8 protein-coding genes are annotated in these 14,844 nt (G+C 45.3%); 2 read left to right on the plus strand and 6 right to left on the minus strand.

Annotated features, from left to right (window positions below; all coding sequences use genetic code 11):
• Window positions 1-13: 13 nt before the first annotated feature.
• A complete protein-coding gene (locus G5B30_RS00740; protein ID WP_165318038.1) occupies window positions 14-3,235 on the minus strand; it encodes a SusC/RagA family TonB-linked outer membrane protein in 3,222 nt (1,073 codons plus the stop codon).
• A gap of 355 nt (window positions 3,236-3,590) precedes the next feature.
• Here G5B30_RS00740 and G5B30_RS00745 point away from each other — a divergent pair, with 355 nt between their 5' ends.
• Window positions 3,591-4,475 carry an AraC family transcriptional regulator gene (locus tag G5B30_RS00745; protein ID WP_165318039.1) on the plus strand — a complete coding sequence of 295 codons (885 nt, stop codon included), beginning with the start codon at window positions 3,591-3,593 and terminating at the stop codon, window positions 4,473-4,475.
• Between the two features lie 41 nt (window positions 4,476-4,516).
• Entirely contained in the window at window positions 4,517-5,050 is a 534-nt protein-coding gene (locus G5B30_RS00750) for a hypothetical protein (protein WP_165318040.1), read from the plus strand.
• On the opposite strand, the gene G5B30_RS00755 is transcribed toward G5B30_RS00750, so the two are convergent.
• The 5 genes from G5B30_RS00755 to G5B30_RS00775 all read right to left on the minus strand — a co-directional run bounded on the left by G5B30_RS00755 (window position 5,025) and on the right by G5B30_RS00775 (window position 14,775).
• Entirely contained in the window at window positions 5,025-6,188 is a 1,164-nt protein-coding gene (locus G5B30_RS00755) for an SGNH/GDSL hydrolase family protein (RefSeq protein WP_165318041.1), read from the minus strand. The two genes, G5B30_RS00750 and G5B30_RS00755, sit on opposite strands and share 26 nt — an antisense overlap.
• Window positions 6,189-6,271: 83 nt before the next feature.
• The gene (locus tag G5B30_RS00760; protein WP_165318042.1) at window positions 6,272-8,269 is read right to left on the minus strand and encodes a DUF5689 domain-containing protein; all 1,998 of its coding nucleotides are present in this window, start codon (window positions 8,267-8,269) and stop codon (window positions 6,272-6,274) included.
• 22 nt (window positions 8,270-8,291) lie between these two features.
• The gene (locus tag G5B30_RS00765; RefSeq protein ID WP_165318043.1) at window positions 8,292-9,437 is read right to left on the minus strand and encodes an endonuclease/exonuclease/phosphatase family protein; all 1,146 of its coding nucleotides are present in this window, start codon (window positions 9,435-9,437) and stop codon (window positions 8,292-8,294) included.
• A gap of 25 nt (window positions 9,438-9,462) precedes the next feature.
• A complete protein-coding gene (locus G5B30_RS00770; RefSeq protein WP_165318044.1) occupies window positions 9,463-11,214 on the minus strand; it encodes a RagB/SusD family nutrient uptake outer membrane protein in 1,752 nt (583 codons plus the stop codon).
• A 30-nt stretch (window positions 11,215-11,244) separates the two neighbouring features.
• Window positions 11,245-14,775 carry a TonB-dependent receptor gene (locus G5B30_RS00775; protein WP_165318045.1) on the minus strand — a complete coding sequence of 1,177 codons (3,531 nt, stop codon included), beginning with the start codon at window positions 14,773-14,775 and terminating at the stop codon, window positions 11,245-11,247.
• Between the last annotated feature and the right edge of the window lie 69 nt (window positions 14,776-14,844).

A 14,844-nucleotide genomic window follows, 5' to 3' on the forward strand; every position in this document is an offset into this window, starting at 1 on the left:
ATAACTCCATATTTTAAAATCCTACCTTAAAGCCGATGGTATATGTACGTGCCGGCGGAATTTGATTTTGATTCGAGGTAAAAACACTGTCACTAATGTAAAACTCCGGGTCGTAGCCTGTCCATTTTGTCCAAGTCAAGATATTCACCGCCCGGACATAGAAGTCTACATTCCGAAGATTGAATCGGCTGATGTATTTGGTAGGCACTCGGTAGTTAAGCGACAGTTCCTTGAGCCGAATGTAGGACGCATCTTCCAGAAAACGGGAGGAATGCCGGTCCATCGGCTGTGCCAACACCTCTGTCGCACCATCAATAGGACGTGGAGTAGTCGTCATCTGTCCAGGTGTTGTCCACCGCGCATCGTAAACCCTGGCCAGCGAATTGGACTGCCTGTTGCCATTGACATAGTGATAGGTATTTGTCTGGTTATATAACTCCCGACCCATATCGTATTGGAAGAAGATACCCAGTTCCACACGTTTGTACCGAAACTTGTTCGTAACTCCTCCATAATAATCAGACAATCTATTGCCTAATCCATAAGGAGCAGTCATACCCGTGGGTGCATACGTGAGGTTATTCTCTCCCTGCCACCACATAGGCTTACCCGTCGCCGCGTTCACACCCGCATACTGGAACGCCCAGTTGGTATACATGGGGTATCCTACACGAATCCCGGGATCTCCCGGCAAAACCATCACTTCATCTTCTGTTATCTCGTTGCCGTCGACCCCTTCATCCACAAGGTCATCAATAATATCACGGTAAAGCCGAGTGACACGGTTACGGATAAACGTGATATTGAACGTCGATGTCCAACGAAAGTCGCCTCTCCTGATAAGGTCAGAGCCCAGCTCTACCTCCAGCCCTTTATTTCTCACCTCGGCCACATTCCGCCATACACTCGAAAAGCCACTGGTATTAGGAAGCGGTACCAGTAGCAGCAAATCCTTACTGCGGCGCTGGAAGGCGTCTACCGAGCCATAGAGACGACGTTTGAAAAACGAGAAATCTACACCAACATTCGTCATGATGTTCCTTTCCCAGCGAAGGTCGTCATTGCCTATCTGTGATCGTGACGTACCCGGCTTTCCTTCGTAGGAACCACTTCCATCCGAAAGCGCCCGCGCTGCAAAATCGCCGATGGCACTGTTGCCGGTTTCGCCGTAGCTCGCACGTAATTTCAGCTGCTGCGCCCAATTGGTTCTCTTGAGGAACGGCTCTTGCGAAGCATCCCAGCCTACGGAGAAAGAGGGGAACCAACCATAGCGGTTGTCAGCGCCAAAACGCGAAGAACCATCATATCTCAACACGGCACTGAACATGTATTTTTTCTTATAGTTGTAGTTCACCTGGCTGAATGCCCCCGCTCGCTTACTATCTGTAATATTTTCATAGGCATCCCGGATGACGGCGGCCGAGGACAAATACCTGAATTCGTAGGAAGGGAACCCCTCGGCAGTGGTTCCCACCCGATACCGGTGGTAGCTCCGGTATTCCACGCCCAAGAGTGTATTCAGGTTGTGTCCTCCCCCGAGTGATTTGTTGTATGTCAACGTCTGTGACGTCGTAAACGATAGGCTCGGTTGCATCCGGAACTGCTTGATTCCACCAAACGGATTGGCATATACCGTACGAGGGTCTTGATAAAACTCAGAGTGGAGCAGCCGGTAGTTCAATCCGAACCGTGATTCAAATTTTAAGCCCTTTGTCATGTCATAACGAAATCTCAGGTGACCGAGCAAGTTATGGGTTCTGGCCCGTTGCGTGTTCACTTCCGTCACTTGGAGCGTATTGTAAGGATTTTCCCCGGGGAACCGGTCCATGGGGGAATTGTACGAACCGTCTTCCAGATAGATGGGCAGAAAAGGCAACATCAAAGGTGCCCTCATTTGGGGCGAAGCAAACCAATTACTGGAATTCCATGAACCGTAGCTGCCGTTATATTCCTGCGTACTCAGAATGGTGTTCAGGTACAGATGTAAACGTTTATTGACTTGATGGTCTAACCGTGAGCTGAGCGTCGCCCGCATGAAGTCATTGCCTACCACAGTAGCATCCGTTTTGTTGAACGATGAGGAAACCCGGAAAGTAGTTTGCTTCGTGCCTCCCGAAGCGACCAATTGCACATTGTCGGTATACCCGAGGCGGAATGCCTCGCTCTGCCAGTCATAGGTTGGAATGGCGGAGATCTCTGCATCAGTCAACGTCACGGGCAACTGGTTTTGCGACAGCACTTCTGTGCGCACCCGATCATATGCCCAGTCCGGATTTAGGTTGCTTATCGCCTCCATGCGAACGTTCAGATACTGCTGCGTGTTCATCATGGGCAACAACGGTACGGGTTCCTGAATCCCTTTGTAATAGTTGAGGGAAATATTTGTTTTTCCCTCCACCCCTTTCTTGGTCGTGATCAGGACCACTCCGTTAGCTGCCTGCGCACCATAGATGGAAGCCGCAGCGCCATCCTTCAGCACTTCAATGGATTCAATGTCATCAGGATTCAAGAGTGCCAACGGATTGGATGCCGTGACATCCGACACATCCCCCTCTTCTGTACTGATTTCTACACCATCCACAATGTACAACGGTTGAGTACCGGCAGAGATGGAACCCGTTCCGCGGATTTCGACCCGCATTGGACCACCAGGTGTCCCGGACACACCCTGTACTAATACCCCGGCCATGCGTCCCTGCATCGCCTGATCAAAGGTCTGAATAGGCATGTCTTCGAAATCTGCAGCCTTTACCTGTCCCATAGCCCCCGTGATCGTGCGCCGCTCCTGTGTCTGGTATCCGGTCACCACGACCTCATCCAGATCTTTCAAGTCTTCCACAAGCACCACGTTCACGGTCGTATTCGTGCCCACAGCAATTTCCCGTGTGACATATCCCAACATGGAGAACACCAACACTGCTCCTTTACGTACACGAATGGAAAAATCGCCTTGCGAATTGGTCGTTGTACGGTTTCGAATACCTTTTTCCTGGACATTTACACCCTCATAGGGTCGGGAGGTGTCTCCCACCATTAACTCCACCTTTCCCGTTACGGTGACAGCATCCTGTTCTACATTTTCCGCAAAAACGCTCGGCAATGTGATCAGCAAAAGAAGAATCGTCATACTCGTATACGATAAGAAAAGTGGAAAGCGATCTAGTTCCGAGAAATGAAATTCTCGACGATGTACTAGAAACCTCCAGTACTTACCGAACAAAGAATGTTGTCTCATATATTTATAGATTATTAAGGGTTAAAAGCATCCTTGCCATGTAAAAATATGTAAACGTATATTATTCCATTTATAAATTTTGGTTAGATCATAATATTACTGATCTATTTTTTATCATCGATCAACAGTACAAATATGACAGAAAAAATGGCTAATCCAGTTCATCGGTTTGCCTACATTGTATACTATATTATCATCCCTAATATTGTAGCACGATCAAAAAAACGTAAGAAACCTAACTCAAAACACTGAAAACAAAGAATTACAGATAAAATAAGTCCTATCAAGATACCAAGGCACTTTGTTTTTGTATACACCTTTATGTAAATTTGTATACTGACTCACAATTGTAAACATGAAAGCACATTTTCACCTCGTACCGAGAAACACGCAATTTCCCTACCTCGCGAGGCAACATACCTTACCTAACTTTGGCACGGTCTGGCATTACCATCCTGAGCTAGAGTTACATTACATTATACGCGGAGAAGGGGTACGGTTTGTAGGAGATAACATCAGTAATTTTGATGCCGAAGAGTTACTCTTATTGGGTGAAAACCTCCCACATATGTGGCGATGCAACAAGCAATATTTCGAAGGGAATCCGGACGTCACCGCAGAGGCTATTGTCGTACATTTCCTCCCCGATTTCATGGGTGCCGATTTTCTCTCGAAGCAAGAGGCTACCGCTGTCCACGCGTTGTATGAACGGGCACAGTCCGGACTAATCATTCATGGGAAAACGAAGAAAGAAATTCTCAACTTAATGCAAGAATCTGTACAGCAAGAAGGGATGAGCAGGTTGATCACCATACTCAATATGGTACATATCTTGGCCAATAGTAAGGAAACAACAAAGATTACTTCCGGACTTTCCTCGTACCATGCCAATAAAGATGAGACGGATCGTATCAATAAGATATACCATTATATTCTTTCCAATTACCGAGACGAAATCTCATTGGAAGAAATTTCGTCGGTAGCGCACTTGAGTGTTACTTCTTTTTGCCGTTACTTCAAGATGATGACAAAAAAAACATTTCGGGACTTTTTGATTGAAGTACGCATTAGTCATGCTAAACGTATACTCATTGAGAACAATATTCCTACGACCGAGTCCATCTGCTTTGAATGTGGCTTTAACAACCGGTCTAATTTTTTTCGCCATTTCAAGCGTATTACGGGCTGTACGCCTATTGAATACAGACAACGATATCTGTATGAAAACGTGTTTGTATGATATAGTGTACGTGCAGTACAAAAATAGGCAAAGGTGTAAAAATGAGACCAATTCGGGGGGTAGGGTTAATAGCTCGCTGTCTCATTTTTACACCTTTTTTGGGTATTTTTGAACAGATTTTTCGCTTAAAATACGCTTTATTTAGGCTGTTATCCGGGTTTTTTGACAAATCAGGTGTCATAAATCCGGACATCGGGCAGCTAGCTGTTTTGGTAGAACTGTTCGCTGTTTTGGCAAAACTGTTAACTGAAATGCCGGAACAGGTAGCTTGCGCGGTAAAACAGGTAGCAGTCCTGCTTATAGCGCTAGCTGTTTTGGTAAAACTGCTAGCTGAAATACCCGAAGAGATAGCTCGTCGGATAGAACAGGTAGCAGTCCTGCTTATAGCGCTAGCTGTTTTGGTAAAACTGTTAACTGAAATGCCGGAAGAGGTAGCTTGCGCGGTAAAACAGGTAGCAGCCCTGCTTATAGCGCTAGCTGTTTTGGTAAAACTGCTAGCTGAAATACCCGAAGAGATAGCTCGTCGGATAGAACAGGTAGCAGCCCTCATTACCAAGTTATGTTTTCTTCGATAAAAGAGATCAGACTGTTTGCCATCTCCCGATGCTCCGACACATTGGGATGTCCCGATGTGCCTTTATAGGCAAACAGGTGGACATAGACTTTATCATCATCCATTCCGTCGACGGCATCTTCTATGATATCCGCATACCTACCTTCTTTAAATGTAACAGCATTCATGCTGCCCAAGGTACATATAATATGCGCCTGTGGATATTTTTGTCTTATTGTACTTATAAACGACCGATATTTGGTGACAAGCTGTTGATCGGTGGGTTGTGTACCTCCCCATCTTTTTTGGAATTCACTCGGATTGTTGGCCGGGGTGTTCAGAATAGAAGCATCGTTCTGAAGTAAATTGATCACAACAATATCAGGTACATATTTTTTAAAATCCCACTTACGGCTACCCTCAAGCGGGTTTAGCCGGTCGTAGAGCTCCGGCATGATGACATCGGTATAACCGACAGTCATTCCAATACCACTCATGGCAATACAATGATATTGTGCCTCAAAATGTCTTGCCGTTATGGCACCATAAGCTAAATAGTTGTTTTCATATTCACTGGCTGGGCTGTCCGCTCCGGTATTGTCTTCATTGGACCGTCCACAGGTAATGGAATTACCATAAAACTCTATTTTCCTTTCTTTCAAAGAAGGGGCATCCAGCACCTCGCCGTCACCGATTACATCAAAGCCGTAAAACACCGAATATCCCCGGGCATATCCTGCATTCATGTGGTTTATTTTAAATAATTCAACCTCATGTTCTCCTCCCCCCAGGTTGCTGGCTAATGTGTACTGTCGCTTTGTTTTATCAAGCTTGAGCTTACCACGTGGACTTCCGTCGATAATAATCTGAAAATAATTGTCATTGTTGGAACTAAAATCCCGCAGGATCGCCTTTACGCCTGTTCCGGAAAATTTCATCCGTACCGCCGTTCCAGGCCAATACAGATAAGCTCCATCCTGCGATTTGAGGTCTACCCGACCTTCATATTGCACATTGACATCATTATAAGGAGCAGTTAGATTGTTTGTTTCATCCCCTTTTTTATCCTCTGCGGAACCGCCTTCCTTAGCACAGGCAACGGAAAAAACCGTAAAAACTACATATAATACGCCTTTGAATATTACTTTTATTTTATCCATTCCTTCTTTATTTAAAAAGGGTGTCTCCTACATTTATCTGGGACAAACACATGAGACACCCTTAAAAATTGTTTTTTAAATTATCATTTATTATATTTTATCGAGAAATGAGCTAATCGACTTGTTGTTGTTGAGGTGAAAGTACCACCAGTTACCGACGTATTATTGATATTCATCAACCTGATTTTAATATTCGGCTTATTGAGTAACTCGTTAGGCAAACGGTATGTGAACACTTTAAAACCAGCGATAACATCCTGTCCCACATTAGCAGCAATTTGACCGGTGAGCTGATAGGCAGCTATACGAGTCCAATTGTCACCATCCAGCGAATATTCGACTGCAAAATCCCGTGGGCCACTGGTCGTAGCACTATTAGCTTCAAATTGCAACGAAAGAGAAGAAGTAATTCCCAGTGTAGATACATTATCCATTATCCAATACCTTCCCGGTCCCCACGAGTTTACATTATAACAAGACTTGCTCACTGCAGTACCAGACCCTGAAACATCACCTCTATACTTATCAATGAGATATATTCCGTTTAATGTGTTACCCGAATAAAAACCTGTTCCCTCGTCCTTCTGTAGTGTAGCACTTGCAGGCCCTGTCGTAGCTGGCAAGTTGGGGGTTCCGTTTGGAAATCCAGTTGTTGGAGGAAGTTCCCACTCTACCAATATTTCCGAAAACCCATTTGCCCGATTTGGATTGATGGCAATATCCGACTCTTCAAGGTGACGAATAGAGTATTGGCCCAAATCACCATAAGCACTATCCATTATTTTAACCACTACGCCCGTAATGGTACCCGACCCTTTGGGAACAGCGTTTCGTCGATAAGTGACCTCTCTGTTCGTAATCAGATACATATTATCGCCATCTATGTCTGTTATAGGAGCCGGATAATGCTTAGTCGCATAATCCGAATAAGCTTCTACTCTAGGTTCACCAGCGTAATACTCATGAATATTAGTATATGCACCGTGTGGCATAGCAAATTCTACATCCTTTAGGGTTACAACTGATAATAGATGTGCATCTGTCAGTTCACTAATATGCATGGTTGGTGGCGTGAAACCTACGTTTGCCGTACGCTCCAATATGTTTGCGGCACTAATACCCCGAATCACCCGATACTGAACACCACAGTCTTCAAATGTTTCTATTTGAGCACCATCCAAAAGCAAATGAACCTTATCGTATTTATCGAATGTCAGATTTTCAATACCTTCAAATGCTATGGCCGAACTGTTACCGTTCTGAATGATATACGTATTTTTCTTAAAGTTATCCGAAGTTCCCGTAGAAACGATATTCCCTATAATAGATATATTTTCAACGATTTCACCCAATGGCAGCCCTTTGACATAACTAAATTCCACTGTTTCAGATGGTGGCTCGTTCCCACTCGCCATTTGTGTAATGGTTATTTTATCCCACACATCCAAATCCTGTCCTGATATATCTTCATAGGATAGTATAATCGTAGCTACTCTCTCCTCCGCCAAACTGTTCAGTGTTGTTTGGAATTTAAGCGTTCCATCTTCAACATTTACACCGACTACCCAATTCTCTGCTTCCTCTTCGTACAGAATTTCGGCACGAATTGCTCCAGCCGGAATATTGGTGTTCAGCTGAACCGCATGACTTCGCGGCCGCGATCCAACTTCGAGTTCATTCTGCCCAATTTCGATAAATGGATCGGTCGCCAATTGTGTGAGTACAATTTTTTGATATGTACCATCTTTTGTGGTGACGACAAAAAACTCAACTGTCCGCGATTCAACCGCATCATTTTCATCACACGATAAGCGTAGTTGCCCGTCGCCTTCTCCTGCAGTATTTTCTACATGCAACCAAGAGACATCTATTTTGCCGACTTTCCACGAAGCATTGGAGGTGATATCAAGAGAAACGGCACCACCAGCAGCAAGGACCGTAGGGTCTAAGTTACTAACCTCTAGTGTTTCTGCGACTTCCAGCTCTTTACTACATCCCCATATGGTCAGAAGCAAGAGGAACATAGATGCTACCGGATACATAGCCGATAACATCTGTTTAGCATATTTTTTATATAACATGATCAGTCATTGAGTGATTGATTTACTTCTTTATTTCAATATACGTCGGATAGTGGTCGGAAAATTTGTCCGTATAGACCGAGTATAAAATATCCGAAAAGACGACATCATTTTTTATAGTATTATTTACAAACATATAATCTAATCGGGCTCCTCTATTGGGGCCATTGACCGCAATTTCCGCTACCGGCCATGTCGCTTTAAAATCGCTATTGCGCAGTGGGTATGTATCGTAGAAATTATTCTCCTTAACCGTATTGTAAACAGCATGATCTCTATTCCCATAGCTGTACCCCGGCCCATAACTGTCACGGTCAAACGTGTTGTGCGAATTCAAATCCCCACCCATGATAACCGGAACATTCGTGTATTGCGTCGCATCATTCATGATAATTTCTATTTCATCTTTTCGGTCAATCTGATAAATATTCCTTTCATTGTCCAGTTCATAGGGACATAAGTGAATAGAAAATATGCGCATACCAGACGTTTCACCGGTTACATATCCGTGATGTAACACCCCTGTTTGAACCACCTTCCGGATATTTGTGATGGGTTCTTTGGAGGTGATACCTGTCGGGATACCTGTGGTTTTCGTACGCACAGCATAATCATGCCCAAACGTTTTTGCAAATGCTGCAAATGAGGCGTCGGTAAAGTTCGACGTTTCCTGAAACAGGATTATATCGGGATCGTAAGTAGCTACCCAAGCTGCAAAATCCTGCCGCAGTTTCGTATCATTACTAAGCCCCACTAAGATATTGTAACTCATCACCTTGAGCACATCTTGGTCAGCCAAGGTCACTTGAATAGTATTTTCCTGTTTCTGCTCTATGTTGAGCGTTACTTTTTTGGAATTGTACCCGGGGGCAACAACCGTTGCATACCCCTCCGTGGTATGTGTCTGATCTTCCAGTTGTATCTGGCCCTGTTGATCGGTAAAGCCTTCGCCCACCCGGATATGCAAGGGTGCTAGTTGTCGATAAGACACGACATACGCCCCTTCAATAGGATCTCCGGACGCATCCGACACCTGAAATGTCAATAAGGTTTTATCTCCCTTATCCCCTCCCGCAAAAGGGCCCGGATCGAACTCTCCACTGCTTTTACATGACGTAGCCATTAGGAACGTAAGGAAGAATAATAGGGTTAAATTTTTTGTTTTCATCTGTCTAAATTTTTCATTTCTTCAACTAATCTCTTTCAATATCATCCCACCACGGATTCTGTTCCAACGCTTTGTTTAACGTCAACTCTTCCAACGGTATAGGATACAGGTAATCTTTTCGCTCATCCCAAGTCTTGCTGATATCGGGAAAGTTAACAATCCGTCCACCGTTCGTGCCGTTCTCCAAAACCAGCTCACCAAGCCGTTGATACTGTCTGCCCGGTACCGGAGTAGGCGCACTACCTTGGTAAATCACCAGATCAATCGTACCGTTATGATCCAGATCGTATTCCCCGGCACCCGGAAAATACATCCCATAAAAAGGCTTAGCCAACCGGGCCCCTTCCATCCACCGCATAAGATCACGGTAACGATGACCTTCTTTGATGAGTTCAATGCGGCGTTCGCGGCGGATCTCGAGTATAACACCTCTGTTCGCTCCACTCTCTACATTCGGGTATTCGGAAACGAGATAGGGATCCGGATTGGCATTGGCTGCATCGACATTCAGATTGGGCATGTCCACCCGATCGCGCAGCAGCTTGATGCTGCGGTCAATATCCGGCTGCAGGAGCAACCCGAGTTCGGCCTTGGCCTCCGCAAAGTTCAACAGCACTTCGGCATACCGGAAGATAGGCATATCATTGACATTCCGACCCGCATCATAACTAGGTGCTAGGACATACTTCACATATTGGTATCCGGTCACACAAGTTGCGAAATCCGGCACAACATCCTGGGTACCTCCGATCCGACGGTATCCCGGTGTACGGATCGTCTGCGCCATACGGGGATCCCGGTTTTGGCTTTCTTCATAGAATTGCATCGTCTCATAACCCGGTATATCCGTAAAGCGGCTTCCGTCCTTCATCAGGTAACTGTCTACGACAGATTTTTGCATGCCTGGCCTACCGAACGAAGCGGAAAGGATATAAAAGTTAGCTGAATGTATCAAAGGCAGTGCCTCTGTATATTGCCGTGCCAAAATCATTTCCTGCGTGATCGCTTCATCAGCAATAAAGAGCTCCTGATACGCTTTATCGGGGCTACTGGTATAGATGCTATATGGACCTTCCATCAACTGCTCTGATGCTTCAACGGCTTCGTGTAAAATATCCTGCCAGTCACCCAGACCGTGGTACTTGCGGAATGTCCCTTCAAACAGGCACATCCGGGATTTCAAAGCTAATGCCGTCCATTTGGTAATCAATTGGGCACTCTTCTGCTCCTGACAATGCGCAATTGCAAAGTCGATATCTTCCAACATCTTGGCAAACACCTCTTTCCGAGAATCGCGTGGTTTGAGGAGCCCTTCATCATCTACACCCAATACCGCATCGTACCAGGGTACATCACCAAAACGAACGACTTTATCGAAATAAAAATAAGCCCTGAAAAACCGGGCGATACCGTCGTACAGTAGACGCGCGGACTCATCCTCACACTGATGCGAATACGCGAGGTAAAGATTAATCCGACGCAATGTGCTCCAGGACCAGCCCCCTCCACTCCCCGGTGTGATCCGTGAGCCCCGAAATTCATCTGCTAATGTATTTCGGGCTTCGTCATCCGCCTGATGGGGGTTATTATAGTGAATAGCGAGCGCATCCGGCAAAAGATCGTAAAATGCATTCGTGTAGTTCTGCAACTCCTGTGCATTGCGGAAATAGTTTTCCGGGGCCAGCTCGGCCAACGGATAACGCTCCAGATAATCATCGTTGCAGGACAGTAATAAGCCAACCGTACCTATAATTATATAATGGAATATCTTTCTCATTTTTTTATTTTTTAATAAGCTTATCATCGATTAAAAAGTCAATTGTGCGCCAAACGAATAGACTCTTCCCATCGGGTAACTCCGACCTGTAGGGTCGGACATGACCGACTCCGGATCCATATAATCTGTTTTCAGTTTTGTCCATGTATGCAGATTTTCCCCGCTCACATACAGACGCAGCCGATTTACCTTGATACGATTCATCCATGTCTGAGGTAGGGTATAACCGATAGTCATATTGCGAAGTTTTAAATATGCCAAGTCCTGCAGATACATATCGTTGGCAACCGACAATTCTGCGTTCTGTGCCGTATATCCGCGTAGAAATGGGAAATAAGCATTAGGATTGTCTGGCGACCATACCTTGCTTGGAAAATCGATAGGAATAAAGGAATCATATGGTCGAGAATATACAGACCAGAATGCCGCACTATTGGGATCAGGATACCAATGTCTACGACCAATCCCCTGGAAGAAGACCGTCATGTCTATCCCGCTCCAGCTTCCGCCCAAGGTAAGCCCGTAAGAGTACCGCGGCAGACTGTTCCCAATAATCCGACGATCGCCCGGATCGTCCAAGGTATTGGCGCCGGAATTGATGATTCCATCTTCATTGAGATCCATGATTTTAATATCGCCCGCCTGCAACATACGAAGCTCAGCGGTAGGCGCCTGCACACGGCGCTTATTGATCTGATCCTGGTTGACGATGGAAGCCCAGGCCTGAGCTTCCTCGGTCGTTTTAAAGAAACCATCATAGGTATATCCCCAGATTTCGCCCCACTGCTTACCAGCATAGTGAGAACCGAGATGTCCGTCAGGATTATCAAACTTGGTTACCCGTGCGACATAATCGGACAATACTCCACGGATATTATAAGAAAAGGATTTTCCTGCAAGTTGGAACTTATCGTTCCACCCAAGCGTCAGATCGAAGCCCTTTGTGCGGAGATCAGCCGCATTGATACGCGGTTCACTGGCACCGAATACACCGGGCAGTTGCTGGCCGGGACCCAGCATTTTACGTGTGTCGCGGATATAGACATCAGCTTCTACTGAAAGTCGGTTCCGCAACATATTCAGATCCAGTCCGAGATTACTTGTGGTGATACTTTCCCAGGTCAGTGTATTCGCTACAGGTGCCGGAGGATCGGTTACACTCAACCGTTGTCCATCCACCAAATAGTCTATCTGACGATCCGTATTCATGGAAGCTATATATTCATAAGTACCTACTTCCTGATTTCCGAGTGATCCGTACGAAGCTCTGATCTTTAGATTATTCACTATAGGGCGTAATCCATCAAAAAAGGACTCTTCACTCAGACGCCATCCTGCCGAGAATGAGGGGAAGAAACCAAATCGGCTATGTTGTGGGAATCGTGACGTCCCGTCGTAACGGCCGCTGGCTTCAAAGAGGTACTTTCCAGCAAAGTTATAATTTAGTCGATAAAACCCGCCACGCACCGCCCATTCATCGGCACCTCCGCTCAGTTGTTTATTCCCCACGACCAAATCAAAGTCATTCAATGATTCAGACAACAATTTATCACCAATTCCTCCAATACGCTTGTATGTCCGGTCTTCCTGGTTAAAACCGGCCATCACGCTCAGATGATGATCACCGAAGCTCTTTTCGTAGTTACCAAAAACATTGATAAAGTTCCAAGAATATTTCGTCATGTTTTCATTGAGCCGATCCAGAGAGAGTGCCCCCAGATTGCTCCGCTCCAAGACGCCGGGAAACTTGGAATAATACTGTGGTGTATAACGGTATGAATACTCTGAACGGAACTCCCGGTAGGAGTAGTTAGCCGTCAAGGTCAATCCCGTCATCAGTTTGAATATAGCCTCCGTGGTATTCGTCAATTCCGTGTGATTATTATATCCTTTCATGGTACCGCTTTCCAAAGCATTGTGCATACCGTAGCCGATAGGATAGCTGTTTATTCCCGAATAACCTGTCAGCGTACCGTCTGGATTTCGGGGTACATATGCAGGATGATATTGATAAATCGGATCATTACTAACACCGTTATCTACCGTATTGAAATTGGTTCCCAAGCCATGCCAATCGTACTTTGATTTAAAGAAGTGGGTATTGTTGCTCACCGTCAACCAGTCTTTGAGTTGGCTCTCCACCTTTGCCCGGAGATTATGCCGTCTATACTGATCGGGATTGATATTGAAAATCCCCTGTTCCTTAGAGGTGGCACCGGTCAGGGAATATCGAGTTTTATCATTTCCACCGGATAGTGTTAGATTGTGCTCTTGTTTTGGACGCTTATCGTCGTAAAAATAATTAAACCAGTCAAAATTCCCATAATAGCGGTACATGTCCTGCCCGCCGGCATTTTGTTTGACGACGACCCAGGGTCGATCGGGATTTTCGGTCTTGTCGTTGACACGCGCCCAGAGTTCTTCATAATCTTCCTCGGAATATCGGGTAGTCCCGTAACCCAACGCATTGTACATCGCTTCATCCGTGATTTTGGCATTCCAGTATCCGGAAGTAATAAAGTCGGTATTTACGGCATGTGTCGTATATCCCGCATTGGCGGTATAGGAAATATTCGTTTTACCTTCTTTGGCACTTTTAGTCGTCACCAAGATCACCCCAAATGCACCACGCGCACCATATACAGCTGCGGCGGATGCATCTTTTAGCACTGTAATCGACTCGATATCGTTTACGTTGACACGGTCCAATGTTCCCAAAATACCGTCAATCAGAATCAGTGGTCCTCCCCCATTTATTGAGGTCGTTCCACGTACGTTTACACTACCGCTTGTGCCCGGTCTTCCCGATCCAAAAGTTACATTGACATTTGGGATTGCTCCCTGCAAGGCTTGTGACACCTGTGTTATAGGGCGCTGGGCAAAGTCCTCACCAGAAACCTGGCTTACGGCTCCTGTTAGATTCACTTTCTTTTGCGTACCATACCCCACGACGACCGTAATCTCTTCAAGACTGCTAAGCATCTCCTTTAAGGTTACATTCACCATTCCAGATGTATCGATCGGTCTTTCTTGAGGGGTAAGTCCAATTCCCGTAAACAGCAGGATATCGTTTGCGGACGGGACATTAATCTGATAATCTCCGTTATTGTCTGTTTTCGTGGCTATGTTGGTACCTTTTACCGTGACTGTTATACCCGGGATAGGTTCGCCTTTTTCATTCGTTACCTTTCCATGAATAGTTCGCTGTAATGCTTCCGCTGTTTTTATAACCCCTTCGCCTACGCCTCTCTCTTTCTTGGGTCGTATAACAACTGTCTTTTGATCGACTGTATAGGATAGATTCGGTTGATTTTCGAAAATTTCTACAAGGGCCTCGTCAAGTGGCATGTTTCGCTGATTTAACGTCACAGGCCGTGCGTTTTCTTTCAACAACCTGGGGTTAAACAGAAAGTCGTAAGACGTCTGTCTGGTGATTTCCTTTAATACATTTTCCAAAGACATACTGTTCGCATTTAATGTCAGTCTCTGGGCGCTAAGGTTGTTAGCTTGCAATTGTAGAATCAGAACAAAAAGAGATAATAATACAAGTTGTATTCTCATAATGGTTCTCTTTAATGTCATTGCATGTATAGATGATCGCCACGCAATAGCATAGTTATAAAAATTCAT

The organism is Sphingobacterium sp. SGG-5, assembly GCF_011043525.1.
In the GTDB taxonomy this organism is placed as follows: Bacteria; Bacteroidota; Bacteroidia; order Sphingobacteriales; family Sphingobacteriaceae; genus Sphingobacterium.